The sequence below is a fragment of the Niveispirillum sp. CC-CTL257 genome, from assembly GCF_059489915.1.
Genome location: NZ_JCAJXE010000001.1, coordinates 1,068,825 through 1,093,987 on the forward strand (window position 1 = coordinate 1,068,825; position 25,163 = coordinate 1,093,987).

Sequence of the window (25,163 nt, forward strand, 5' to 3'; positions counted from 1 at the left end):
ATGGCGCACGACATTCTGATCGTCGATGACGAGGCCGATATCCGTATGCTGATCGCCGGCATCCTGGAGGATGAAGGCATGAAGACGCGGGAGGCGGCGGATGCGGACCAGGCGCTGGCCGCCGTCGCCGCCCGCAGGCCCAGTCTGGTCATCCAGGATATCTGGCTTCAGGGCAGCCGCCTTGACGGGTTGCAGGTGCTGGCCGAACTGAAGCGCGACCACCCGGATGTGCCGGTCGTCATGATCTCCGGCCACGGCAATATCGAAACGGCGGTCGCGGCCATCAAGAACGGGGCCTATGACTTCATCGAAAAGCCGTTCAAGGCCGACCGCTTGTTGCTGTTGGTCGAACGCGCCATCGAGGCGGCACGCCTGCGGCGGGAAAACCGCGAGCTGCGGGTGAAGGTCGGGGCCGATTTCGATCTGATCGGCCGCTCCCTGCCGGTAAACCAGTTACGCCATTCGGTGGAAAAGGTAGCCCCCACGGGGTCCCGCGTCCTGATCTCCGGCCCGCCGGGCAGCGGCAAGGAGGTAGTGGCCCGCATGCTGCACGCCAAGTCGCGCCGCAATGATGGGCCGTTCGTGGCGCTGAACTGCGCCACCATGCGGCCCGACCGGCTGGAGGTGGAACTGTTCGGCACCGAACATGGGTTCGAGGGTGGGGGTCGCAAGGTCGGCACCTTTGAACAGGCCCATGGCGGTACCCTGTTCCTGGACGAGGTGGCGGATATGCCGCTGGAAACCCAGGGCAAGATCGTCCGCGTGTTACAGGAACAGACGTTTGAGCGGGTGGGCGGCACCTCGCGGGTGGAAGTGGATGTCCGCGTTATCGCATCGACCAACCGCGATCTGACGGCGGAGATTGAGATTGGCCGCTTCCGCCAGGACCTGTTCTATCGCCTGTCGGTGGTGCCCCTGAAGATGCCGCCCCTGCGCGAACGGCGGGAGGATATCCCCCTGCTGGCCCGGCATTTCATGCAGCGCACGGCGGAGACGGCGGGCCTGCCGGTCCGTGTGTTCGGGGAGGATGCAATGGCGGCGTTGCAGGCCTATGACTGGCCCGGCAATGTGCGTCAGCTGCGCAATACGGTGGAATGGCTGCTGATCATGGTGGCCGGCGATCCGTCAGAGGCCATCCGAGCCGACATGCTGCCGCCTGAGATCGGGGCCATCACGCCCACCGTCCTGAAATGGGAAAAGGGTGGGGAAATCATGGGCCTGCCCCTGCGCGAGGCGCGCGAGGTGTTCGAACGCGAATATCTTCTGGCCCAGGTCACCCGCTTCGGCGGCAACATCTCCCGGACCGCCAGCTTTGTCGGCATGGAACGGTCGGCCCTTCACCGCAAGCTGAAGTCACTGGGCGTGCATGGGTCGGACAAGAATGGGTTGAAGCTGGTGGAGTGACGGGGGAATGAACCCGGAGAAGGTATGGCGTAAGCTATTAGCCGGACATTTCGCCAATATCGCCTTCGCGGATATGGTTGCTTTGCTCCGTGAACTTGGGTTTGAACTGGACCATATTTCGGGCAGCCATCACATTTTCCGGCATGCCAATTTGGCTGTTCGTGTCAATCTACAGCCGGATCAGAGCGGTGACGCCAAGCCCTATCAGGCGCGTCAAGTGTTGAACGAAGCGAAAGCAAATGGCTTATCGTTGCGTAGCGGGAGGCAGTAATGGAGCATTACCATATCAACGTCTTCTGGTCTGACGAGGATGGGTGCTGGATTGCGGACGTTCCCGATCTGCGGTCCTGTTCCGCCCATGGTGACACGCCCGAAATTGCTGTGCGCGAGGTCCAGGTCGCGATAGATGCGTGGTTGCACTCCGCGCGCCAGCATAGGGACCCCATCCCACCCCCCACCTATCGTCCCCAATCGGCCGCCTGACAGGGTATTCTTCATGAAAGTCATCGTCTGCGGCGCGGGTCAGGTCGGGTCCAACATCGCCAGATATCTGGCGTCGGAGGGCAACCATGTCACCGTCATCGACCAGTCGCCCGAACTGATCCAGAAGATCAGCGATACGCTGGACGTCCAGGCCATGGTGGGCTTCGCCTCCCACCCCAATGTGCTGGAGGCGGCAGGGGCGGCGGATGCCGACATGCTGATCGCCGTGACCCTGGCGGACGAGGTGAACATGGTCGCCTGTCAGGTGGCGGCCAGCCTGTTCAACGTACCCACCAAGATCGCGCGCGTGCGCCATCAATCTTACCTGCAGCCGATCTGGCGCGACCTGTTCTCGCGCGAACATCTGCCCATTGATGTCATCATCTCGCCCGAGATTGAGGTGGCGCGTGCCGTGTCGCGGCGGCTGCAGGTGCCGGGCGCATTCGACATGATCCCCCTGGCCGATGGGTTGGTGAAGGTGATCGGCGTCGTCTGCACCGACAATTGCCCCATTATCAACACGCCCCTGCGGCAGCTGACGGGCCTTTTCCCCGATCTGGCCATCGAGGTGGTGGCGATCATCCGTGGCGACCGGCAGTTCATCCCCGGTGGTAATGATCAGATGCTGCCCGGTGACGAGGTTTATTTCGTTGCCGATACGAACCACGTTGCCCGCGCCATGGCCGCCTTCGGGCATGAGGATCGGCAGGCGCGGCGTGTCATCATCGTCGGCGGCGGCAATATCGGCCTGTGTTTGGCCGAAGAGATTGAGCAGAACCAACCGGGCGTGTCGGCCCGCATCATCGAGGTGGATCGCCGCCGCGCCACCCATGTGGCGCAGAAGCTTCAGCGCACCATGGTCCTGCATGGCGACGCGCTGGACCCCGCCATCCTGGACGAGGCCAATGTGGCGGCGTCAGAGACAGTGGTGGCCGTGTCCAACAGCGATGAGGGCAATATTCTGGCCAGCCTTCTGGCCAAGCGCAATGGCTGCAAGCGCGCCATCACCCTGATCAACAAGACAACCTATCAGCCGCTGGTCCTGCCGCTGGGCATCGACGCGGTCGTCAGCCCGCGCTCCATCACGGTGTCATCCATCCTTCAGCATGTGCGCCGTGGCCGGATCAAGGCAGTGCATTCCCTGCGCGAGAATTTTGCCGAGGTGATTGAGGCGGAGGCGCTGGAAACCTCCACCTTGATCAACACGCCCCTGAAGGATATCCGCCTGCCCGCTGGCATCATTGTCGGCGCCATCGTGCGTGCCGGCAAGGTGATCATCCCGCGCCCCTCCACCGTCATCAAGCCCAATGACCGGGTCATCATCCTGGCCGAGGTGGGGCAGGTGAAGAAGGTGGAGAAGATGTTCGCCGTGCGGCTGGAGTTCTTCTGATCCACCTACAGGAGCCTGTCCAGCAACGCCCGGCCCCAGGGCCAGCCTTCCAGTCCACTGGCCCCGTTGATGTGCCCCAATGCTCCCGCCAGCGCCAGATCGGCGTTCCATGCGCTGGCCAAAGCCACGGCATGCTCAACACCGCCATAGGGATCGTTGCTGCTGGCTACGATAATGGTGGGAAAGGGCAGGGGATGGCGGGGGACGGGTCCGAAACCGACTGCTTCCGCCGGAAAGGCCGGGCCGTTGGGGTCTGGTGGGGCGACCAGCAGCGCGCCCGCGACCGGAGCCCGGCCCGCCCAATGCGCCACCAGCAGACAACCCAGACTGTGCGCCACCAGAATGGGCGGCTGCTCGAACGCAGCGACCAACTGGTCAACCCCCGTGATCCAGTTGTTCAGATCGGGGCGATCCCAGTCCGCGACAGACAGGCGGCGCGCGCCGGGGAGGCGGCACTCCCAGTGCGTCTGCCAGTGAGCCGCCCCCGAATTGCCGATCCCCGGAATGATGGCAATGCCCCGCATGTGATTAACCCTTCAATGGTCTGGAGATCAGCAGAACCCAGCGGTGCTACAAGTACAAGTGCCACAATGACAATTCCGCCCCTTGACCATGCGGTGCCGGACGCGCGACATCTGGTTCAGCTTTCATCACCGGAACCCGCCCGCCATGCCCCGCATCGCCTATGTCAATGGCCGCTACGTCCCGCACGCTGATGCAAGCGTGCATATTGAGGACCGGGGGTTTCAGTTCGCCGACGGCGTTTACGAGGTGGTGACCATCGTGGATGGTAAGCTGGCCGATGCCGATGGGCACCTGACCCGGCTGGCCCGGTCGTTGAAGGAGTTATCAATCCCGTGGCCGGTGAAGCCCGCGACCCTGCGCTTCATCATGGGCGAAATGGTCCGCCGCAACCGCCCGCGCCATGCGCTGCTCTATATCCAGATCACGCGCGGTGTCGCCCCGCGTGATTTCAAGTTCCCGAAGAACCCGGCCCCCAGCCTGGTGCTGACCTGCCGCCGAACCGCGTTTCAGCCGGCTTCGACCCTGGAAAAGGGGGTTGCCGTCATCACTATGCCGGACATCCGCTGGCTGCGTCGCGATATCAAGTCCATCAGCCTGCTGCCGCAGGTGCTGGGCAAGCAGAAGGCGGCTGAGGCTGGGGCGTTTGAGGGCTGGCAGGTTGACGAACGAGGGCTGGTGACGGAGGGCTGTTCGTCCAACGCCTGGATCGTCACTGAACGCGGTACCCTCGTCACCCGCCAACCCAGCAACGAGATCCTGAACGGCATCACGCGCCTGTCCATCCTGGACTGCGCCCGTGACCTGGGGATCGCGTTTGAGGAACGGGCCTTCAGTGTCGAAGAAGCCTATGCCGCGCGCGAGGCCTTCATATCCAGCGCCAGCACCTTCGCCCTGCCGGTCACCCGCATCGACGACAAGATCATCGGCAATGGCAAACCCGGCCCGCTCTGCCTGCGTCTGCGTCAGGCCTATATGGACCATATCGCTTCCACCGACCCTGTGAGTTCCAAGTGACCATCGACACCCTGTCCCCGCCGTTCGGCCGTCTGCCGCGCGCCATCCTGTTCGATTGGGACAACACGCTGATCACCAACTGGCGCTGCGTTCATGCCTCCGTGAATGCGGCGCTGCGCGCCTTTGGCAAGCTGGAATGGACGCTGGAGGAAAGTTACGGTCGCATCCGCAAATCGCTCCGCGACAGTTTCCCGGAAATTTTCGGGGAGGAATGGCCGCGTGCCCGCGATATTTTCTACGCGCATTTTGAGGCCAACCACCTGACCCATACCGATGTGCTGGCGGGTGCCGAGGACATGCTGCGCACCCTGCACGGTATGGGCATCCGGTTGGGGGTGGTTTCCAACAAGACGGGCCGCTTCCTGCGGGCAGAGGCGGAGATGCTGGGCTGGGCGCCCTTGTTCGATGCGCTGGTGGGGGCGACCGATGCGGTGGCGGACAAGCCGGACCCGGCCCCCGTTCATCTGGCCCTCAAACCTATGGGATTCGAACCCGGCCCCGACATCTGGTTCGTGGGCGATGCCGATGTCGATATGGAGATCGCGCACCGCACCGGCCTGACGCCTGTCCTGGTGGGCGACACGCCGCATGTCGGCGATGGCTTGAACCGCTTTCCCCCTGCCATAAGTCTTGACGGGTGTGCGGCGATTTCATCCTTGGTTAAGCGGATTGCTGCTACCATATCGACGGATATCCGCACTGTTGGCTGAAAGGGCGATTGTCGGATATCCTATGCAAACTTGGGCCCCCGTCTGATGGGTCCCCAATAACCTGAGCATAAGCGAGGCTGCTCCAATGTCAGAAAAATCCCAGAACGTACAGGACGTGTTCCTGAACCATGTCCGCAAGAGCAAGACACCAGTGACCGTGTTCCTGGTCAATGGCGTCAAGCTGCAGGGCATCATCACCTGGTTCGATAATTTCTCCGTGCTGCTGCGCCGTGACGCCCATTCGCAGCTGGTTTATAAGCACGCTATCTCGACCGTGATGCCGGCGCATCCGATCCAATTGTTCGATCCGCCGGCCAAGGAGACCGACCACGACTGAGTTGGTAAATAACGAGGGGCGCGGGTCATCCACCCGCGCCCTCGTGCTGCATCCCGTCCTGCCCGAGGACCGGAACGACGCCCGCGGCCCCGAATCCCGCCTGGAAGAGGCGGTGGGTCTGGCCGCCGCCATTGAGCTTGAGGTCGCCTACGCCCGCACTGTCCGTGTCACCCGCCCGCGCCCAGCCACCCTGCTGGGAACCGGTGCGGTGGAGGAGGTGGCTACGCTGATTAAGGAGGCGGAGATCGGTCTGGTCATCGTTGACCAGTCGCTCACCCCCATTCAGCAGCGCAATCTGGAGCGCGACTGGAAGGCCAAGGTCATCGACCGTACTGGCCTTATCCTGGAGATTTTCGGCAAGCGTGCCCGCACGCGTGAAGGCCAGCTGCAGGTGGAACTGGCGGCGCTGACCTATCAGCGCTCCCGCCTTGTCCGCTCCTGGACCCACCTGGAACGACAGCGTGGTGGCTTCGGCTTCCTGGGCGGTCCTGGTGAAAGCCAGATCGAAATGGACCGCCGCCTGATCAGCGACCGGATCGTGAAGCTGAAAGGCGAGTTGGAGGAGGTGCGCCGCACCCGTGGCCTGCACCGCAAGGCGCGGGAAAAGGTGCCCTATCCCGTGGTCGCCCTGGTCGGCTACACCAATGCTGGCAAATCGACCTTGTTCAACCGCATGGCCGGGGCGGATGTCTTCGCCAAGGATCTGCTGTTCGCGACGCTGGACCCGACCATGCGGTCGATCATGCTGCCGTCGAACCGCAAGATCATCCTGTCCGACACGGTGGGTTTCATCTCCGACCTGCCGCACGGTCTGGTGGAGGCGTTCCGCGCCACCCTGGAAGAGGTGATGGCCGCCGACATCATCCTGCATGTCCGCGACGTGTCGCATCCCGATACAGAGGCGCAGAAGGCCGACGTGGAGTCGGTGCTGAAGGGCCTGGGCATTGAGGTCGATACGGACGAACGCGTCATGGAGGTCCTGAACAAGCTGGACCGCCTGTCTGAGGAGGATCAGCAGACCCTGCTGCGTCAGGCGCGGCGCAATGGCGGTATCGCCATCTCCGCCCTGACCGGCAATGGTCTGGACACCCTGTTCGACGCCATCGACCGCCGCATGGTGGCGGGGCGTGAGGTGGTGGAGTTCGATATTGATGTCAGTGATGGGGCCGCCATTGCCTGGCTCTATGGCAAGGGCGAGGTGCTGGATCGTCAGGATGACGAAACCTGCGCCCGCCTGCGCGTCGGCCTTGATCCTGCGGATGTGGCCCGGTTCCAGGACCGTTTCCCCTATCGTGCGCGTGAACAGGCGCTGGCATCATGAGGCTTCCTGATCCCGAAAAGGTGGCCGCCATCATCCGCGATGTGGCGGCCACCGAAATCGTCCCCCGTTTCCGCAGCCTGTCCAAGGCTGATATCCGGGAAAAGGGACCGGGTGATCTGGTGACCGTGGCGGATGAGGCGGCGGAGCGGGCATTGACCGCTCGCCTGCCCGATCTGTTGCCAGGATCATTGGTGGTGGGCGAGGAAGCGTGCGCCGCCGATCCCACCGTCCTGTCCCGCATCACCGCTGGTAATGCTCCGGTCTGGATCATTGATCCCGTGGATGGGACCAGCAATTTTGCCAATGGCCGCCCCGTCTTCGGCGTGCTGCTGGCCCTGTCGGTGGGCGGGCGCACCGTCGGCGGATGGATCTATGATCCCATGGGCGACCGCATGGCGATTACTGAGATCGGGCAGGGTGCCTGGATGGGCGGTGAGCGGCTGCGCGCCCTGGCCGGCGGCCCGGTGCTCAACCTACGCGGATCGCTTTCCACCAAATTCTTCCCGCCGGAGGAGAAGAAGCGGATCGAGGCGTTGCGCCCGCATTTCGCCTCCACCTACCGCTTGTTCTGTGCGGCGCACGAATATCTGAATCTGCTGACGGGTAAGGGTCAGTTCGCGCTTTATAACCGCACCATGCCCTGGGACCATGCCGCCGGCGCCCTGGCCTATGCGGAGGCGGGGGGCATGTCGCCAAATGGGACCGCACCCCCTATCTTCCTGGTGACGTGACCGGTGGTATCTTACTGGCCCCCGATCAACCGACCTGGGATGCGATCCACGGGTTGGTGTTTCCGGAATAGGTTACTTCGGCGTGCGATGAACGCCGAGCGCCCCCGGCCCCTGCGTCGTCGGCATGATTTCCACCCGATTCACGTTGAAGTGCGGCGGCAGTGTCGCGGTCCAAGTTACTGTTTCTGCAACATCTTCCGCTGTCAGCGGTACCGTGTCGGCATAGACCTTGGATGCCCGCTCGGCATCGCCCTTGAAGCGCACCAGGCTGAAATCAGTCTGCACCATGCCGGGTTCGACGCAGGTGACGCGCACGCCGGTGCCGATCAGGTCGGCACGCAGCGACAGGCTGAACTGCGTCACGAACGCCTTTGACGCGCAATAGACATGGCCGCCCGGATAGGGGTAGGAGCCGGCGGTGGAACTGATATTGATGATGTGACCATGGCGGCGCTCCACCATGCCGGGCAGGATCAGGCCCGTGATGATGGCCAGCGCCTTGTCATTGGTGTCGATCATCACCTCCCAATCATCCAGGTCGGCCTTGTAGGCAGGGTCCGCCCCCAGCGCCAGACCGGCATTGTTGATCAGCAGGTCGATATCGCGGAATTCCGCCGGCAGGGCGGCCAGTTCCGCCTCCACCGCCTTGCGGTCCCGCACATCAAACTTCATCAGATGCACCGGTGTGTTGATGTCCTCCAGCAAGCCATTGAACTTGCTCAGATCGCGGCCCGTCAGGATCAGCTTCGATCCCAGTGCGGCGAAACGGCGGGCGAAGGCCGCACCAAAGGCGCCGGTGGCACCGGTGATCATCACCACCTTGGGCGCGTAGGGAACATTGGTCATTATCTGCTCTCCGGTCTTCTGATCACGCCTGACGTTCAGTCTTCTTGGCCTCAACCCATAATGCTTCCATCTCGTCGAGGGTGGAGGTTTCGGGCTTTTTGCCTTGGGCACCAAGGGCTTGTTCGACAAAGCGGAACCGTCGGTCGAACTTGAAATTGGTCCCACGCAGCGCCGTTTCGGGATCGACTTCCAGGCGGCGGGCGAGGTTAACCAGGGCGAACAACAGGTCGCCCAGCTCATCCTGGACCCGCGCCTTGTCCTGCTGGCGCGCCTTGATCTCGGCCCGCAACTCCCCGATTTCTTCCTCGATCTTGTCCAGGATCTCATCCGCCTGGGTCCAGTCGAAGCCGACGCGCGCCGCGCGCTTTTGCAGCTTCACAGCGCGCGTCAATGCGGGCAGGCCGGGCGTGATCCCGTCCAGCGCCGAGGGTGGAACACCGCTGGCCGCCGCCTTTTCCGCCCGCTCCCGCGCCTTCAGCTCTTCCCAATGCTTGACCTGATCATCGGCGCTGTTGACTGACACTTCGCCAAAAACATGGGGATGGCGGCGGATCATCTTGTCGGCGATATGGCCCGCGATGGCATCGAAATCGAACAGGCCGCGTTCCTTGCCCATCTGGGCATAGAATACCGTCTGGAATAGCAGGTCACCCAACTCATCCTTCACGGCCATCATGTCGCCCGACTGGATGGCGTCCGCCACCTCATAGGCTTCTTCGATGGTGTGCGGGGCGATGGTGGCGAAGTCCTGCTCCAGGTCCCAGGGGCAGCCGCCATCGGGATCGCGCAGCTTCGCCATGATGTCCAGAAGGCGGGTGGTATTGTCCGTCATCGCACCGCATCCATTATCGGGTCTGCCGCGACCTTATCGGACAGGGCGCTGTGAAGCCAGGGGCGGGGACCCCAGGCAACCGAATTGGCCCCATGCGCATGGGGCGAAGCGACCTTGTCCGGCGGGGCAATCATGGTTAACTGAAAAGAACGTTGTTCAAATTGAGCGGTGATCTTCATGAAGCGGCGTGTCGGTTGGATGATGGTTGCGGCCCTGGCGCTGCTGCCGGGCTGTCTTGTGGTGGATGCGATGCGGTTTCAGAACGCGCGGGACGCGGCGGTCGCCGTGCCATCCGGCCCCCTGCCGCTTGATTTGCCCATCCAGGATGGCAACGGCCTGATCACCTTTCGCGGATCGGTGAATGGCAAGGCCGACCTGCTGTTCGCACTGGATACGGGTGCGCCGGTGTCGGTCCTGCTGGCGGGGGCGGAGACGGCACCCCTGGCGCTGGACCTGTCGGATGCGCAGAAGCTGGGCGATAGTCCGGCCAGCCCCATCGGCTCCTTCCGCTATGGATTCTCCCTTGATTTCGGGCCAGTGTCCCTGCGCGACCTGCCGATGGTGGCCGTACCCATCGACACCATGCCCTGCCGCGAAAGGCTGGATCAGCTGGGCATTCGCGCCATCGTCGGGGCGGACCTGCTGCGCCATTATGTGGCGGAGTTGGATTTCGATATGAACCGCCTGCGCCTGCATGATCCCAAGGTCTGGGTGCCTGATGGCGGGACTGTCCTGCCCCTGGAATTCAAGGATGGGCACATTTATGTGCGTGCCGGTGTAACCCTGCCGGATGGCACGCCCGTGAACGGGCTATTCCATGTCGATAGCGGCAAGAACACGGCCCTGCTGCTGCGCGTCGGCACCGATCCGGCCCTGACCCTGCCGCCGCCGGGCGGCAAGGTGCGCAAGGCCTGCTATATCAACGGGCTGGAGGAACAGCGGGAAGGAGCACCCGTGACCCTGCGGGCCGGCACCGCCGCCATGTCGGACGTGCCCAGCCTCTACAGCCCGCCCGGCAGCCTGGAGATGAGCAGCAGCATCGGCACCATCGGTGCCGCCGCGCTGCGCCGCTGGAACGTCACCATTGATTATCCGGGCAAGCGTCTGATCCTGAAGCCACGCCGGGGATAATCCGGGCTCACTCCGCCGCCGGTTCCAGCCACCCGGCCAAATCGCGCAAGGCCCGCGTGCTGTAGGCCTTCTTGCGGTCCTTGCCGTGCAGCTCCTTGCCGTTTGGCTGCCGTTCTGTCACTGGCGGGAACAGGCCGAAATTGACGTTCATGGGCTGGAACGTTTCGGCCTCGGCCCCGCCGGTGATGTGGGAGAGCAGGGCGCCCAGGGCTGTGGTGCGTGGGGGAAGGGAGGGTTCACTGCCCAGGCGGTCGCTTGCGGCGAACCGCCCGGCCAGCAGGCCGACGGCAGCACTTTCCACATAGCCTTCACAGCCCGTGATCTGGCCTGCAAAGCGCAGGCGCGGCATGGCCTTGAGGCGCAGGGAGCCGTCCAGCAGGCGCGGGGAATTGATGAAGGTATTGCGGTGCAGCCCGCCCAGCCGTGCGAATTCTGCATTCTCCAGGCCGGGGATCATGCGGAACACCCGCACCTGTTCGGCATATTTCAGCTTGGTCTGGAACCCGACCAGATTATAGAGCGTGCCCAGCGCGTTATCCTGGCGCAACTGCACCACGGCATAGGGTCGCTTGCCCTCGTGCGGGTTGGTCAGGCCCACGGGCTTCATGGGGCCATAGCGCAGGGTATCGACCCCGCGTTCGGCCATCACTTCAATGGGCAGGCAGCCTTCGAAATAGGGGGTGTTCTTCTCCCACTCCTTGAAGTCGCCCTTCTCCCCATCAATCAGCGCCTGGATAAAGGCCTGATATTGCTCCTTGTCCATGGCGCAGTTGATGTAGTCCTTGCCGGTGCCACCCGGACCGACCTTGTCATAACGCGACTGGAACCAGGCCTTGGACAGATCGATGCTGTCAGTATGGACAATGGGGGCGATGGCGTCGAAGAAGCTCAACTGCTCCTCGCCCGTAAACGCCCGGATGGCCTCGGCCAGCTTCATGCTGGTCAGCGGGCCAGTGGCGATGATGGTATTGTCCCAGTCTTCGGGCGGAATACCGGCCACTTCGCCGCGTTCCACCGTCACCAGCGGGTGGCTGGTCAGGGTCTGGGTCACATGTTCGGCGAAATGGTCGCGGTCCACGGCCAGCGCGCCACCGGCTGGCACCTTATGCGTATCGGCCGCTGTCAGGATCAGCGAGCCGCAGCGGCGCATCTCCTCATGCAACAGGCCGACGGCGTTATATTCGGCGTCGTCGGACCGGAAGGAGTTGGAACAGACCAGCTCCGCAAAGAAATCCGTCTGGTGCGCGTCCGTTTTCTGAACGGGGCGCATCTCGTGCAGGATGACGGGGATACCGGCCTGGGCGATCTGCCATGCAGCTTCGCTGCCGGCCATGCCGGCGCCGATGACGTGGATGGGGTTCTTCTGGGTCATGGGCCGTGATGTCGCGCGCCACGGCCCCGCCGTCAAGCCCCCTGCATGCATGCGCCCCCGGACATGCGAACTGGTGTGGGTTCGGGGTCCGGTTCTGGCACGGGCGGCGGTTCGGGCGGCCCGCCGGGCTGCGGTGTCGGCAATTCGTCCGGCGGCGGCACTTCGGTCTGGTCGGGCGGGGTGGAGCCGGGGAGCGGTGGCACGATACCCATGGGTCGGGTTCCTTCCTTGGTGACGGTTGCCATCAATCAACCCCGTCGCGGGGTGAATTGTTCCCCCAACATGGTCGCACTGGACATTTCCGATATCGGATGTATCGTGCGCGGCGTTTCAAGCTCATTGGACCTATTCCGCAAAATGACCGTCGCCGCCCTTCAGGCCGAAATCCTGTCCCACCGCATCCGCCGCCACGTGCGGGAACTGTTCCACCTGGCTATTCCCGTGATTATCGCGCGGGCGGGGATCATGGTGATGGCCCTGACGGACACCTTGATGGTGGGCCGGTTCGGGGCGCAGGAACTGGCCTATTACGGCCTTGGCAACATGCCGGTCGGCGTGATGATGGGCGTCATGGTCGGCCTGCTGCTGGGCGTGGTGGTCATGGTGTCCCAGGCGGTGGGACGGGGGGAGGATGCCAGCACCGGCACCATCTGGCGCCGCGCCATTCCCTATTCGCTGCTGGTCGGCGGGGTGATGGCCGGACTGTGCCTGTGGGGGGAGGAGTTCCTGCTGCTGACGGGGCAGGCCCCCGATCTGGCCGCTGGCGGTGCTGGCGTGATGGCGGTGATCGCCATTGGCATGCCCGCGGCCGGACTGCATCTGGCCACCAGCCTGTATCTGGAGGGGATGAAGCGCCCCTTGCCCGGCATGGTTGCGATGCTGATCGGCAATGTCCTGAATGTCGGGCTGAACTGGGTGCTGGTCTGGGGCCATTTCGGTTTTCCCGCCATGGGGGCGGAGGGGGCGGCCTGGGCGACCAGCATTCTGCGCTGGATGGGGGCCATCGGCCTGATCGCCTATGTCTGGTGGCTACCGCAGCGGGACGCCTGGGGCATTCGCGGCGGATTCAAGGGCTGGTGGCGCGACAGCGGCGCACAGCGTCAGGTTGGTTATGCCGCCGGCCTGTCCAACGGCCTGGAGGGTTCGGCCTTCGCCGCCCTTGCCCTGTTTGCCGGCTGGCTGGGTGCCATGTCGGTCGGGGCCTATACGATCGGCCTGAACCTGATCGCTCTGCCGTTCATGTGTGCCCTGGGCCTTGCAACAGCCACTTCCGTGCGGGTGGGCAATGCCTATGGTGCCGGGGATCGGGTGGAAACCAAGGTCGCGGGCTGGACCGGGTTGGGCGTGACCAGCGCCATCCTGGCCCTGGTGGGTGTCATCTTCTTGTTCTTTCCCACCTGGGTCGCCTCCCAGTTCACCGCCGACCCGGCCCTGATCGCGCTGACCGCCCCATTACTGGCGCTGTCTGCCTGGCTTCTGGTGGCCGATGGTGGGCAGGTGGTGATGGCACAGGCCCTGCGCGGACGCAGCGATACCTGGGTCCCGACGGCTATGCATTTCGTCAGCTATTACGCCATCATGATGCCCCTCGGCTGGTTCCTGGCGTTCCCCATGGGGCATGGGGTGCTTGGCCTGTTCATGGGCATCCTGATCGCCAGTTTCGTGGCTGTCAGCTTTCTCATGGCGCGGTTCTGGTGGCTGTCGCGGCGCGATGATCGGGCGGCGGTGGGGTGATTTCCCCTTTCGTTGTTCGCACCCGCGAATGGTGCTACAAGGGGTGCCCGATGGCCCGGCACGCCCAGCCGTTGGTTTTGTAGACCCGTAATGACGAGTTCCGCTCGGTGACTTCCACGCCCGCTCTGCCGTCCGATATCACGCCCATCACCATCGAAGATGAGATGCGGCGATCCTATCTCGATTACGCGATGAGCGTGATCGTGAGCCGAGCCTTGCCGGATGTGCGCGACGGCCTCAAGCCTGTGCATCGCCGCATCCTGTTCGCCATGAAGGAAGGCGGGTACGACAGTACCAAGCCCTACAAGAAGTCGGCGCGTATCGTCGGTGACGTGATGGGTAAATACCATCCGCATGGCGACAGCGCGATTTACGACGCCATGGTCCGTATGGCGCAGGATTTCTCCATGCGCCTGCCCCTGATCGACGGTCAGGGCAATTACGGCTCCATGGATGGCGACGCGGCGGCGGCCATGCGTTATACCGAGGCCCGTCTGGCCAAGGTCGCGGAATTCATGCTGGACGATATCGACAAGGAAACGGTCGATTTCCAGCCGAACTATGACGAGTCGGAAGAAGAACCCACGGTCCTTCCGGCCAAGTTCCCCAACCTGCTGGTCAATGGCGCCGGCGGTATCGCGGTGGGCATGGCCACCAACATCCCGCCCCATAATCTGGGCGAGGTGATCGACGCCTGTCTGGCCTATATCGACAATCCCGACATCTCCATTGATGAGCTGATCGAGATCGTTCCGGGTCCGGATTTCCCGACGGGTGCCCTGATCCTGGGCCGGTCGGGCATCCGGTCCGCCTTCCACACGGGCCGTGGCAGCGTGATCATGCGCGCCAAGACGGAGGTGGAGGAGATCCGCAAGGATCGCTGGGCCATCGTCGCCACTGAAATCCCGTTCCAGGTGAACAAGGGAAAGCTGTTGGAACGTATCGCCGAATGCGTGAACGAGAAGCTGGTCGAGGGCATCAGCGATGTCCGCGACGAGTCGGACCGCGATGGCGTGCGCGTGGTGGTCGAGTTGAAGCGCGATGCGGTGCCCGATGTGGTGCTGGCCCAGCTTTTCCGGCACACCGCCCTGCAGACCAGCTTTGGCGTCAATACCCTGGCGCTGAATGGCGGCCGGCCGGAGCTGATGGACCTGAAGACCATCATTTCCGCCTTCGTCCGCTTCCGCGAACAGGTGGTGACGCGGCGGACGGAGTTTGAGCTGGGCAAGGCCCGCGAGCGCGCCCACATTTTGGTGGGGCTGGCCGTTGCGGTCGCCAACCTGGATGAAATGATCGCCCTGATCCGCAACGCGCCCGATCCGCAGACGGCACGTGAGCAGATGATGGCCCGCGACTGGCCGGCGGCGGACGTGGCCCCGCTGATCGCGCTGATCGACGAACCGGGCCGTGGCCTGTCGGAAGCCGGCACCTATCGCGTGTCCGAAGCCCAGGCCCGCGCCATCCTGGACCTACGCCTGCATCGGCTGACCGGTCTGGAACGTGACAAGATCGGTGAGGAACTGACCGGCGTCACCGATCAGATCAAGACCTTCCTGGCGATCCTGGCCGAACGCACCCTGCTGCTCGACGTGATTCGCAACGAGCTGGGGGAGATGAAGGCCCGCTTCGCCACCCCGCGCCGCACCCAGATCGAGGAATCGGAGTTCGAGTCCGACATCGAGGACCTGATCCAGCGCGAGGATATGGTCGTTATCGTCACCCAGGGCGGCTATATCAAGCGGGTGCCCCTGTCCACCTACCGGGCGCAGGCGCGTGGCGGCAAGGGCCGCTCGGGCATGCAGTTGAAGGCGGAGGATCAGGTCTCCGACCTGTTCGTCTCCAACACCCACACGCCCATGCTGTTCTTCACCAGCCGCGGCATCGTGCACAAGCTGAAGGTCTGGCGCCTGCCGCAGGGCACGCCGCAGACGCGCGGCAAGGCCCTGGTCAATCTGCTGCCGCTGGAGGAGGGGGAAACCATCTCCACTGTCATGCCGATGCCGGAGGATGAAGGCACCTGGGGCGATCTGGAAATCGTGTTCGCCACCAGCAAGGGCGGCATCCGCCGTAACAAGCTGTCGGATTTTCAGAATATCCGCGCCAACGGCCTGATCGCCATGAAACTGGAGGAGGAGGGCGAGACCCTGATTTCGGTGCGCACCTGTACTGATCAGGATGATGTGCTGCTGGCCACGCATCTGGGCCGCTGCATCCGCTTCCCCGTGACAGAGGTGCGCGTTTTCTCCGGCCGCACCTCCACCGGTGTGCGCGGCATCAAGCTGGCAAGCGGCGATGCGGTGATCGGCATGTCGATCCTGCACCATACCGATTACAGCATGGAAGAACGCGCCGCCTATCTGAAGCAGGCGCGCGAGCTGCGCCGGGCGGAGGGCGAGGATACCGACGATGCGGTGGATGTGGATGCCGAGCCTGTGGGCGAGGCGACCTTGTCGCCGGAGCAGTTCAAGGAAATGCAGGACCGCGAGGAAATGATCCTGACCGTGTCCGAGCAGGGCTTCGGCAAGCGCACTTCGGCCTATGAATACCGCCTGACGGGCCGTGGCGGCCAGGGTATCTGGAACATGGATATGGGCGACCGCAACAAGGCCATCGCGGCCGTGTTCCCCATCCATGAGACAGACCAGCTGATGATGGTCAGCGATGGTGGCCAGGTCATCCGCATGCCGGTCCACGATATCCGCCTGACGGGCCGCAAGAGCAAGGGCGTCACCCTGTTCCGCCTGTCGGGGGAGGAGAAGGTGGTGTCCGTCGCCCGTCTGGAAGATGACGGTTCCGAAACCAGCGAGGTTGTCGAGGCAACGGCGACCGAGTGAAATGAGGACGACCCGCGCGGCATCGGGAAAACACCCTCGATGCCGCACGGTTGACCGGAAAAGTGCGCGGGCCATGGACCCGGGCCGACGGTCAGTTGAGAGAGCCTTGAGGGGAAGGGGAAGGGGAAAAGGACCATGGCGGCACCGCGTATCGGCGTCTATCCGGGCACATTCGACCCGGTGACCAACGGTCATTTCGACATTATCCAGCGCGCCTGCCGCATGGTGGACCACCTGATCGTGGGCGTAGCCAGCAATGCCGGCAAAGGTCCGCTTTATACCACTGATGAACGCGTGGCCCTGGTGGCGGGGGAGCTAGCAACCCTGAACCAGCAAGGGTTCAGCGTCGAGGTGCGGCCCTTCGATCAGCTTCTGATGAAATTCGCCATGGATTGCGGGGCATCGGTGATTATCCGGGGCCTGCGTGCCGTTTCCGATTTCGAATATGAGTTTCAGATGGCCGGCATGAATGCCCGTCTGAACCCCGCTATCGATACCGTCTTCCTGATGGCGTCCGACAAGCATCAGTTCATATCGTCGCGCTTCGTGAAGGAGATCGGGCGTTTGGGCGGGGACATCAGTCAGTTCGTCAGCCCGCGCGTTGCCGCCAGTCTTCAGGCGCGTTTCGATGCCGAACGGGCCAGCCGGGCCACAACGTAACCTGCTTATCCTCTATCGCCGCCGCGCGGTCGGCGGCATTACACCTCATTCAACTGAAGTGTTAAATTATTTGTGTGGCTGATATAGATTTGAAATTATTTAGCTGGTTATTAAAATATTTGGCCTGATAATCCCCTGATATATAGAATGCGTATTTATTGTTGTCCCATGTGGGTTATTTTATAATATACATACCGTCATTAAATGTCCGCGCGACATGGTGGTGATCGTATGTTTCATCGAATTTCTGCTGCTGTACTTATTTTTGGCAGTCTGTTTATGGCGATGCCTGCGGCGGCAAGCTCTTGCACCCTTCGCGCGGCGTGGGATGAAAACCCACCTATGTCGATGCGTGGCACGGACGGCACTGTGAACGGCCTGAATGTGGATATTGTCCAGGCGCTGGGGGAACGCTGCGGTTGTCGGGTTGATTGGCGTGAAATGCCATGGCCCCGCGCTCTGACCGCTCTGTCCCAGGGACGCATTGATCTTTTGCCCGGTGCCGCCCTGACCCCTGAACGCGAAAGGTCGGCTTTCCCGTTGGGCCCCTATGGTCCCGCCCGAAGAATCGGGATCGTCGCCCGCACCGATGATCAGGGGCAATCGCTGGTCCCGAACACAATGGCAGCATTGCTGGCACGGCCGGACCTGCGTATCGGCATGATTCAGGGCGCCACCTACGGTCCTGAATTCAACAAGGTCCGGCAGACGCTGGAAGCTCGCCAGCAGCTGGAACAGGCCCGCAGCTTTGAACAGCTTTATGACATGCTACGTGCAGGTAATATTGATGGCCTCATCGTCGATATGGACTATTTTGAACAGAATATCCGTCGGACAAAATCCCTGGATCATATTGTCGACAGCGGCCTGACGCTTGCCGAATTACACGGGCATCTCCTGCTTTCCAGGGTATCACCGCTGGCGGGATGGAGTGTTGAACTGAACAGCTGTCTGCGGTCATTGGATGAAGACGGCACTATTGCCAAGATCATTGCACGCTGGCTGCCTTAATCCCCCCGCATATTGGGAAGGCGGATTGTGCGATGCACACTGTTGACGGACGCGATCCGCTTGCCTATGGTGCGCGCCACCTCGCGGACATGATTCCGTAGCTCAGTCGGTAGAGCACGTGACTTTTAATCATGGGGTCGTGGGTTCGAATCCCACCGGAATCACCATTCCGCGACATCAGGTTGTTACGAAAGGCCCGGACATTGTTCCGGGCCTTTCGTGATTCCGGGCAATCTGCCGGTACCGGTAACCTGAAATTGCCATCGACCTGACCGAATGAGGTAAGCCGGCGATTGCGCGGGGCGTTCGCGACCGACATACTATGCTGTGTGGAAACCATCCACCAGGAGCAGCGGCGAAGGATTTCGCGCCGGTTCAGTGGTCATGTTTCCACCTCTTTCGTGGACGGAAGGCCCCTTTGTTAAGCCCTTGGTACCGTATCCAGGACGATGAGACGATCAGGGCTGCCCAATCGGCGGCCTTCGTGCGGCAATTGCCCATGATCATCCTGGGGAACCTGCTGGGAGCGTGGATCGGTGCCATTGTCCTGTGGCACGATTTCTCGTTCCTGGCGCTGACGCCCCTGTTGCTGGGCGTGCCGCTGCTGATGCTGCCGGCGGTGCGGGGGCTGATGCGCAGCCGAGGACGCCGGCCGCCCCGTGCCGTGTCGCGGCGGCGAATCCGGATGATTATCGTCAGTTCGAGTGTCATGGGCCTCTATTGGGGCGGCATGATGCTGTTCTACCTGTCCCGCGCCCCGCTGGAGGCGAAGGCGTTGCTGCTGGGCGGCTGTGCCTTTCTGGCGGTGGGGGCCAATGCGGCCCTGGCGGTGGTGCCGCAAGCCTGCGTTGCCTATGCCGGTCCCATGATGGCGGCGGCCTTGTGGCTCAGCGTTTCCGATCGCAGCGACCCGATCTGGTTAGGCACCTCGCTGCTGATGCTGCTGATGAGCATGGGGCAGATCTTGTTCCTCCGCGGCAACTGGGAAGGGTTTCGCACCTTGCGCTGGGGTGAGGAACGGATGGCAGCGGCACAGCGCGTCGCCAATCTGGCCTGGCTGGTGGAGGATGTGGAGGGCGGCTGCGAAATTTCCGGCAATCTGCCGGCTCTGATGGGGCTTTCCCCGGAGGAGGCGTTGTCCACCGACCAGTTGTCGGCGATGATTGCCCAACGGCTGGATGCGGGGGAAGAGGCAGAAGCTCTGCGTAGTGCCAATGGCATCGTCAATCGTCTGTGCCGGCTGAGCCTGCCCGATGGCGGTCACCGCTGGATACGGGAGGAAAGCGCCCCCGTCCTGGGCGATGGTGGCCGCGTCACGCAATGGGTCCGCACCTTCCAGGATGTCAGCCTACTGGAAGAGACGCGGGCGACGGCCAGGTCGCGGGAAACCATGCTGGCTACCGTGCTGGATACGGTGGATCAGGGGATTGTTGCCTTCGATGCCGATCTGCGGGTCCTGGCCTTCAACACCCGCTTCGTTGCCATGCATGGCCTGCCGCCCGGCCTGTGCCGACAGGGTGTCAGCATGCGCGACCTCATCCGCTGGAAGTCCCTGCGCGAGGAATATGGCCCGGTGGCCCCTGACGGGGTTGAGGCGCTGATCGACGAAAGACTGCGTGCCACGGCCAATAACGAGCCGCATCATTTCGAGGTCACGCGCCCCGATGGCACGGTGCTGGACGCGCATGGCAACCCCATGCCCGGTGGCGGTTTCGTCACGTCCTATGCCGATGTTACGCAGGCCCGCCGACGGGAGGTGGAACTGCAACAACTGGCTGAGGCACTGGGAGAGGCAAAACAGGCCGCCGAGGCCGCAAGCCGCGCCAAGTCGGAATTCCTGGCCAATATGAGCCACGAGATCCGCACGCCCATGAATGCCGTGATCGGCATGAGCTATCTGGCCTTGCGCACCGACCTGCCGCCCAAGGCACGCGAATACCTGACCAAGATCGAGGAGGCGGGAAAGTCGCTGCTGGGCATTATCAACAGTGTTCTAGACCTGTCGAAGATCGAGGCGGGCCGCGTCACCATCGAATGTGTGGATTTCCTGCTGGATGAACTGCTGGACGCCGTCGCCTCCCTGCATGCAGATGAGGCGCGCCGCCATGGGCTGCAATTCATCCTGCGCCGGCCCACAGGCGCGCCGCGCGTGCTGCTGGGTGATCCGCTGCGCCTGACGCAGGTGATCAGCAACCTGATCGCCAACGCCATCAAGTTCACCCATGAGGGCCGCGTCACCATCACCGCTGCGTTCGAAGCGGTGGAGAATGAGACCCTGCGCCTGTCGGTGCAGGTGGAGGATACCGGCATCGGCATGGATGCCGAGCAGATGCAGCGTCTGTTCATCAGCTTCTCGCAGGCTGACAGCTCCACAACCCGCCGCTACGGTGGCACCGGGCTGGGTTTGGCCATCTGCCGGCAGTTGGTGGAGATGATGGGCGGCACCATCGGCGTCGACAGCGCGGTCGGCCGGGGCAGCCGGTTCTACTTTACGCTACCATTGCGCTGGCGCCCGGCCGTGTCCAACGATCTGCTGCACAGCGATGTGGACCTGACGGGCAAACGCGCACTGCTGGTCGATGACAGTGCGCTTGCCATCGACGTGCTGGTCAGCATGCTGGAACAGTATGGCGTGGTGGTAGAGGGTGTGCAGACGGTCGAGGCAGCGCTGGAGCGGCTGCGCGGTGCCGAAGGGGCCAGTTACGATTTGGTCATCACCGATTGGCGCATGCCGGGCATGGATGGGCTGGACCTGTGCCGCGCCATCATGGCTGCCGCCTCACCGCCGCCGCCGATGTTGATGGTCACCGCCTATGATGTGGATGAACTGGCCGCCGCCACGGCGGGCACGCCGGTGCGCAACATCCTGGCCAAGCCCGTAACCCCCACGGCCCTGCGGGAGGCGCTGCGTCAGGCCTTCGCCCAGGCGCGCGGACCGGCGTTCCCGGCGGCACGGCCGGAGGAAAGGCTGGCCCCCGTGGCCGGTGGGGAGATCCTGCTGGTAGAGGATAATCCCCTGAACCAGCAGGTGGCGTTCGACATGCTGACCCGCTGGGGCATGCATGTGACCCTGGCGGAGGATGGGCGTCAGGCCGCCGACAGGGTAAAGGCCGGTCGCTTTGATCTGGTCCTGATGGATATCCAGATGCCGATCATGGATGGATATCAGGCGACCCGCGTGATCCGGGAGGAGGCGTTGGCCATTCCGGGCAAGCCGCGCCTGCCCATCCTGGCCATGACCGCCCACGCGCTGCAAAGCGACCGGCAGAAGTGCCGGGAGGCGGGCATGGACGGCCATATCACCAAGCCCGTGGTGGTCGATGAACTTGTGGAGGCGCTGCTGACCTGGCTGCCGCGCCGCGACCGGGCGAAGACCGTGCTGTCGATGCCGGTGACGGCACCACCCCGCCCCATGATCAATTTCCTTCGGGAACTGCCGCCGCTGCTGGATGTGGAAGACGCACTGAAGCGGGCAGATGGCAATCCTGACCTGCTGCTGCGGATGCTGGATGGATTCGCACGGCAGCAGGGGGCGGATTTCCTGCATCTGCGCACGGCGATCCAAGCGCGCGACGCTGGGACCGTCCTGCCCATTCTGCACACCCTGGTCGGCACGGCGGCCAGCATCGGCGCCGGCGATCTGGGGGAACAGGCGCGGATTGTCGAGGATATGATGCGGTCGGGGTATGAACAGTGGGATCAGGCGGTTGAACCGGTGCTGGACCGGCTGTCCGCCATCCTGGCCCGGCTGGCGCAGCGGCCCGCCCAGATGGCGGACGAAGACGCGGCGTCCCCCGCCGCTTTGCCGCCGGTGGAGCCGGAGGCCCCCCATATCCTGGTGGTCGATGACAGCGAGATGAACCTGACCCTGGTCACCAGCCTGCTGACCCGTGCCGGATACCGGGTCAGTCAGGCCATGTCGGGGCAGCAGGCCATTGATGCCGTTGCGGCCGCGCCCTTCGATGCCGTCCTGATGGACGTCCAGATGCCGGGTATGGATGGCGCTGCGGCGACGCGGCGCATCCGCGCCCTTCCGGGGCCGGGCCGGCATGTGCGCATCATTGGCATGACGGCGGCGGAACGGTCGCGCGCCTGGCCGGCTCTGGCGGTGGCAGGCATGGATGGCTTCATTGGAAAGCCCTTCACTCCCACCTCCCTGATCGAACAGGTGCGTGCAGAAATGTCCGCGCCCCTCATCCGGGAAGAGGAGGATGAGGAGGACGTGACGGCCTGATTGCCGCTCACGGTGCCAATGATGCCAGCGGCACGCGTGTTACCTGGATGTCTTCCTTGTTGGTGCTGTAGGCGACATAGAGGTAGCCGTTCCAGATCAGGCTCTTGGGGTAATGGTATCCTGGGCGCTTGAACCGACCGGCATAGCGCAGGGGCGGCAGGTCGCCCGCCCCGCGCAGCAGGAAGGATCGGTCGAAAACCCGCCCGTCCGCTGACAGGGTCAGGGCCAGGGGGATACGCGCCTTGTCATTGCTGACGGCAGTCGCCAGGAAGGCGGTGCCGTCCGGCAGATTTCCCGCACTCTGATTGGCCCGCGCATCCGGCATCTCGGTCAGCATCGGCCTTGTCCAGCTTTCATCCCTGTCGCAGCTTTCGGATGCCAGCTGGCGGAAGCTTTCGGCCTGATCACGGAACACCATGATGGCGCACTCCGCGCGCAGGAACAGGCTGGGTTCCAGTTCCCGACTGACCCGCCCCTCATGCGCCAGATTGTCGAACCGCCCGCGCACCCAGCCGCTGACGGCCAACGGATCGTCCGTATACCAGGGGGCGGCGATCATGCCTGGACGCTGATGGAAACCCGTGATGATGCGGCCATCCGGCAGCGCATGGGGGTCCTGTTCGATGATGCCTTCCACAGGCTTGCCATCGCGGCCCATCACCCGGCGCGGCGCTGACCATGTCCTTCCATCCTCGCTGATCCGGTATTCGGCGTAACCGCCATCACAGGACTGGAACCCCGTCGGCCAGACATTGGTGAAGGCGACCAAACGCTGCCCATCAGTCCACCACCCCCCATTGGACCGCATCTCCCCTGGCACCTGCGTTGGCGGTGACAGCGCGGATGGAGGGGACCAGCTGCGTCCGTCATCATCACTGATACTATGCGCAATCCAGGTGTCCAAGGTGTCCTCGTCGCGCTGCAAGACCTGCCACTGCGCATATAGCCGGCCTTTGAAGCCGATCAGGACGACCCCGTTATGGAACTTGTCGGGCGTGGCGGGGCCGGGGGCGAAGATTGTGAAGGTCTGCGTCCCCGCGGCGGGGCGCAGGCCCAGATCGCCGGGCCGCTCATGGTTGAAAAGCCCCGGTGCAACCGTATAGGGCACATTCTGCGCCACAGACACCGGTGTCATGAGGCAGGCCGAAAGCAGATACCCGAACAGATGGCGGTGTTTCACAGGGTTCCTCCCGATGCCTGCGATCCATCCGCCACGCGGCGGCGCAGATTGCCCACTGTCTGTGGCGACACACCCACGCGCCGCGCGATTTCCCGGTCGGGAAGGGCGGCCATGGCAGGGTCGGACAGCAGGCGCATCACCTCTTCCCGCCGTTCCGACGCGGTGCGGAAATGGGTGGGTTGGGCGATATCGGCATCCTGGCCATCGCGCTTCCGGCTGGCGCGGTCAATACCGGCCAGATGGCGCAGATCTGCCAGGATCGCCGCCTCAACCCAACTGCCGCGCCCGCTATGGGCGCGCCAATATTCCGCCCGTGCCAGGGCATCCTGGATATTGGCGGCACGCAGCCCATGTTCGACCAGACGCCGGATAACGATGGCCCGCGCATAGGCCGGCAGGTCCAGATGCCGCGTCGGCTCGATATCGTCTGGCACCATCTGCCCGTCCAGGCCGCGCATCGACGCGATCTCAAAGCCCCGCTTCTCCCAATATTCCAGCTCGGCCAGACAGCCGGCGACAGTGGTCGGCAGGGAATAGGCGGTTTCCACGGCACGGCGAATCTCCGGTGGCATATGCCGGGGCAGGCTGTCGGTGGTCCAGCCGGACAGGCTGCGCGTCCAGCGCTCATTGGGGGTGTCATGCGCCACGGACCAGCGGGCGACTGCCCCACGCAGCAGCTTTTCCCGCGAACAGGGGGCCATCACCGCCTCGCGGTCGCCGTGCCGTTCCAGCACGGCCTGTGCGTCGGGTGCCGCCGCCCGTGCGCGCCGACTGCGGAAGTCCGGGCGTGGGGGCTGCTGCGGCGGCGCTGCAGCGGGTGGTGGTGGCGGAGGGGGAGACGGCGGCGGCGGAGGCGGAGGGGCCGCCGTTTCCATCAACATCGTGGCCAGATCGGCGAAGCGCTTGCCGTCGCGGGCCAGCAGCCGGCGCGCGCTTTCAATGGCGGCGGCGGCCTCACCCTCGTTCGAACTATCGACCAGGGCCAGCACTTTGCCCAGCTTCACCAGATCCAGCATGCCCAGAACCGTCCATATTGGACGGCCAGCATAGCAGCCCGTGATCCCCTGTCCAGTTAACCTGCATCGCGCCGCACAAAATCTATCCGCCCCTTGGTTGCGGGAAGCTTCGGCGGCGTTCAGGAAAGGGAATGAAGGGCCACGCAGCGAAAGTTTCGTAAAGCATGGCGTCCAAGTGATCGCATACATACGCAGTCAAATTCATAGCCGTCTGGAAACCCCGGAAAATGCCGGCCTCCCACGTCATGGACCATGGCAAGCACTGCACAGTTGGGGACGGGCGGCCTGTGATATGAGGATTTGAAGGCGGTCGATAAAATCCGCCACGTGAACAGGCGCAATCATTTGCTGCGCTTACCCGGATGGTGGTAGCAATAAGGCGGGCCGGGTTACCAATC

General features: G+C 63.6%; 21 protein-coding genes and 1 tRNA gene. 16 read left to right on the forward strand and 6 right to left on the reverse strand.

From position 1 onward, the window contains the following. From ntrX to trkA, 4 genes are read left to right on the forward strand one after another with little or no spacing between them, the layout of a single operon-like run. On the forward strand, nt 1-1,404 hold the full coding sequence (gene ntrX / locus ABC729_RS05145) for a nitrogen assimilation response regulator NtrX (RefSeq protein ID WP_495606572.1): 1,404 nt from the start codon (nt 1-3) through the stop codon (nt 1,402-1,404). A gap of 7 nt (nt 1,405-1,411) precedes the next feature. After that, nucleotides 1,412-1,675, forward strand: a complete 264-nt coding sequence (locus ABC729_RS05150) for a type II toxin-antitoxin system HicA family toxin (RefSeq protein WP_495606573.1) — start codon at nt 1,412-1,414, stop codon at nt 1,673-1,675. Next, nucleotides 1,675-1,887, forward strand: coding sequence for a type II toxin-antitoxin system HicB family antitoxin (locus ABC729_RS05155; protein WP_495606574.1), 213 nt, complete (start codon nt 1,675-1,677; stop codon nt 1,885-1,887). Before ABC729_RS05150 ends, ABC729_RS05155 begins: the two co-directional genes overlap by 1 nt. 13 nt (nt 1,888-1,900) lie before the next feature. Beyond that, the gene (trkA, locus tag ABC729_RS05160; protein ID WP_495606575.1) at nt 1,901-3,277 is read left to right on the forward strand and encodes a Trk system potassium transporter TrkA; all 1,377 of its coding nucleotides are present in this window, start codon (nt 1,901-1,903) and stop codon (nt 3,275-3,277) included. 5 nt (nt 3,278-3,282) lie between these two features. Here trkA and ABC729_RS05165 read toward each other — a convergent pair whose 3' ends face one another. Next, nucleotides 3,283-3,801 (reverse strand): RBBP9/YdeN family alpha/beta hydrolase, encoded by a 519-nt coding sequence (locus ABC729_RS05165; protein ID WP_495606576.1) that lies wholly within the window; start codon nt 3,799-3,801, stop codon nt 3,283-3,285. Between the two features lie 145 nt (nt 3,802-3,946). Between ABC729_RS05165 and ABC729_RS05170 the strand changes: the two genes are divergently transcribed. From ABC729_RS05170 to ABC729_RS05190, 5 genes are all read left to right on the forward strand, one after another. Continuing rightward, nucleotides 3,947-4,816, forward strand: coding sequence for a D-amino-acid transaminase (locus ABC729_RS05170; RefSeq protein WP_495606577.1), 870 nt, complete (start codon nt 3,947-3,949; stop codon nt 4,814-4,816). Further along, the gene (locus ABC729_RS05175) at nt 4,813-5,526 is read left to right on the forward strand and encodes an HAD family hydrolase (RefSeq protein WP_495606578.1); all 714 of its coding nucleotides are present in this window, start codon (nt 4,813-4,815) and stop codon (nt 5,524-5,526) included. The genes ABC729_RS05170 and ABC729_RS05175 overlap by 4 nt, the downstream gene beginning before the upstream one ends. 85 nt (nt 5,527-5,611) lie before the next feature. Beyond that, nucleotides 5,612-5,863, forward strand: a complete 252-nt coding sequence (gene hfq, locus ABC729_RS05180) for an RNA chaperone Hfq (protein WP_054167448.1) — start codon at nt 5,612-5,614, stop codon at nt 5,861-5,863. Nucleotide 5,864: 1 nt separating this feature from the next. Then, entirely contained in the window at nt 5,865-7,184 is a 1,320-nt protein-coding gene (gene hflX, locus ABC729_RS05185; RefSeq protein WP_495606579.1) for a GTPase HflX, read from the forward strand. Continuing rightward, nucleotides 7,181-7,915 (forward strand): inositol monophosphatase family protein, encoded by a 735-nt coding sequence (locus ABC729_RS05190; protein ID WP_495606580.1) that lies wholly within the window; start codon nt 7,181-7,183, stop codon nt 7,913-7,915. Before hflX ends, ABC729_RS05190 begins: the two co-directional genes overlap by 4 nt. Nucleotides 7,916-7,987: 72 nt before the next feature. Here ABC729_RS05190 and ABC729_RS05195 read toward each other — a convergent pair whose 3' ends face one another. Then, entirely contained in the window at nt 7,988-8,761 is a 774-nt protein-coding gene (locus ABC729_RS05195; protein ID WP_495606581.1) for an SDR family NAD(P)-dependent oxidoreductase, read from the reverse strand. Between the two features lie 22 nt (nt 8,762-8,783). After that, on the reverse strand, nt 8,784-9,593 hold the full coding sequence (gene mazG / locus ABC729_RS05200; protein WP_495606582.1) for a nucleoside triphosphate pyrophosphohydrolase: 810 nt from the start codon (nt 9,591-9,593) through the stop codon (nt 8,784-8,786). Nucleotides 9,594-9,770: 177 nt separating this feature from the next. Between mazG and ABC729_RS05205 the strand changes: the two genes are divergently transcribed. Continuing rightward, nucleotides 9,771-10,724, forward strand: a complete 954-nt coding sequence (locus ABC729_RS05205) for a hypothetical protein (RefSeq protein ID WP_495606583.1) — start codon at nt 9,771-9,773, stop codon at nt 10,722-10,724. 7 nt (nt 10,725-10,731) lie between these two features. Here ABC729_RS05205 and trmFO read toward each other — a convergent pair whose 3' ends face one another. Further along, a complete protein-coding gene (gene trmFO, locus ABC729_RS05210; RefSeq protein ID WP_495606584.1) occupies nt 10,732-12,096 on the reverse strand; it encodes a methylenetetrahydrofolate--tRNA-(uracil(54)-C(5))-methyltransferase (FADH(2)-oxidizing) TrmFO in 1,365 nt (454 codons plus the stop codon). Between the two features lie 357 nt (nt 12,097-12,453). Here trmFO and ABC729_RS05215 point away from each other — a divergent pair, with 357 nt between their 5' ends. The 6 genes from ABC729_RS05215 (at nt 12,454) to ABC729_RS05240 (ending at nt 22,569) form a co-directional block, all read left to right on the forward strand. Then, on the forward strand, nt 12,454-13,830 hold the full coding sequence (locus tag ABC729_RS05215) for an MATE family efflux transporter (RefSeq protein ID WP_495606585.1): 1,377 nt from the start codon (nt 12,454-12,456) through the stop codon (nt 13,828-13,830). 107 nt (nt 13,831-13,937) lie between these two features. After that, nucleotides 13,938-16,664, forward strand: coding sequence for a DNA gyrase subunit A (gene gyrA / locus ABC729_RS05220; protein ID WP_495606586.1), 2,727 nt, complete (start codon nt 13,938-13,940; stop codon nt 16,662-16,664). A gap of 135 nt (nt 16,665-16,799) precedes the next feature. After that, nucleotides 16,800-17,324, forward strand: a complete 525-nt coding sequence (gene coaD, locus ABC729_RS05225) for a pantetheine-phosphate adenylyltransferase (protein WP_495606587.1) — start codon at nt 16,800-16,802, stop codon at nt 17,322-17,324. A 231-nt stretch (nt 17,325-17,555) separates the two neighbouring features. Next, on the forward strand, nt 17,556-18,335 hold the full coding sequence (locus ABC729_RS05230; protein ID WP_495606588.1) for a substrate-binding periplasmic protein: 780 nt from the start codon (nt 17,556-17,558) through the stop codon (nt 18,333-18,335). Nucleotides 18,336-18,426: 91 nt separating this feature from the next. Continuing rightward, nucleotides 18,427-18,502, forward strand: a tRNA-Lys gene (locus tag ABC729_RS05235). A gap of 251 nt (nt 18,503-18,753) precedes the next feature. Continuing rightward, nucleotides 18,754-22,569 carry a response regulator gene (locus ABC729_RS05240; RefSeq protein WP_495606589.1) on the forward strand — a complete coding sequence of 1,272 codons (3,816 nt, stop codon included), beginning with the start codon at nt 18,754-18,756 and terminating at the stop codon, nt 22,567-22,569. 7 nt (nt 22,570-22,576) lie between these two features. On the opposite strand, the gene ABC729_RS05245 is transcribed toward ABC729_RS05240, so the two are convergent. Continuing rightward, nucleotides 22,577-23,749, reverse strand: a complete 1,173-nt coding sequence (locus ABC729_RS05245; RefSeq protein WP_495606590.1) for a sialidase family protein — start codon at nt 23,747-23,749, stop codon at nt 22,577-22,579. Continuing rightward, the gene (locus ABC729_RS05250) at nt 23,746-24,765 is read right to left on the reverse strand and encodes a DUF2786 domain-containing protein (RefSeq protein ID WP_495606591.1); all 1,020 of its coding nucleotides are present in this window, start codon (nt 24,763-24,765) and stop codon (nt 23,746-23,748) included. The genes ABC729_RS05245 and ABC729_RS05250 overlap by 4 nt, the downstream gene beginning before the upstream one ends. Nucleotides 24,766-25,163 lie beyond the last annotated feature (398 nt).

Bases quoted from the DNA above. Each gene is read 5' to 3' on its own strand.
- ntrX (WP_495606572.1), top strand. From the start codon at position 1: ATGGCGCACGACATTCTGATCGTCGATGACGAGGCCGATATCCGTATG.
- ABC729_RS05150 (WP_495606573.1), top strand. From the start codon at position 1,412: ATGAACCCGGAGAAGGTATGGCGTAAGCTATTAGCCGGACATTTCGCC.
- ABC729_RS05155 (WP_495606574.1), top strand. From the start codon at position 1,675: ATGGAGCATTACCATATCAACGTCTTCTGGTCTGACGAGGATGGGTGC.
- trkA (WP_495606575.1), top strand. From the start codon at position 1,901: ATGAAAGTCATCGTCTGCGGCGCGGGTCAGGTCGGGTCCAACATCGCC.
- ABC729_RS05165 (WP_495606576.1), bottom strand. From the start codon at position 3,801: ATGCGGGGCATTGCCATCATTCCGGGGATCGGCAATTCGGGGGCGGCT.
- ABC729_RS05170 (WP_495606577.1), top strand. From the start codon at position 3,947: ATGCCCCGCATCGCCTATGTCAATGGCCGCTACGTCCCGCACGCTGAT.
- hfq (WP_054167448.1), top strand. From the start codon at position 5,612: ATGTCAGAAAAATCCCAGAACGTACAGGACGTGTTCCTGAACCATGTC.
- ABC729_RS05190 (WP_495606580.1), top strand. From the start codon at position 7,181: ATGAGGCTTCCTGATCCCGAAAAGGTGGCCGCCATCATCCGCGATGTG.
- ABC729_RS05195 (WP_495606581.1), bottom strand. From the start codon at position 8,761: ATGACCAATGTTCCCTACGCGCCCAAGGTGGTGATGATCACCGGTGCC.
- mazG (WP_495606582.1), bottom strand. From the start codon at position 9,593: ATGACGGACAATACCACCCGCCTTCTGGACATCATGGCGAAGCTGCGC.
- ABC729_RS05205 (WP_495606583.1), top strand. From the start codon at position 9,771: ATGAAGCGGCGTGTCGGTTGGATGATGGTTGCGGCCCTGGCGCTGCTG.
- trmFO (WP_495606584.1), bottom strand. From the start codon at position 12,096: ATGACCCAGAAGAACCCCATCCACGTCATCGGCGCCGGCATGGCCGGC.
- ABC729_RS05215 (WP_495606585.1), top strand. From the start codon at position 12,454: ATGACCGTCGCCGCCCTTCAGGCCGAAATCCTGTCCCACCGCATCCGC.
- coaD (WP_495606587.1), top strand. From the start codon at position 16,800: ATGGCGGCACCGCGTATCGGCGTCTATCCGGGCACATTCGACCCGGTG.
- ABC729_RS05230 (WP_495606588.1), top strand. From the start codon at position 17,556: ATGTTTCATCGAATTTCTGCTGCTGTACTTATTTTTGGCAGTCTGTTT.
- ABC729_RS05250 (WP_495606591.1), bottom strand. From the start codon at position 24,765: ATGCTGGATCTGGTGAAGCTGGGCAAAGTGCTGGCCCTGGTCGATAGT.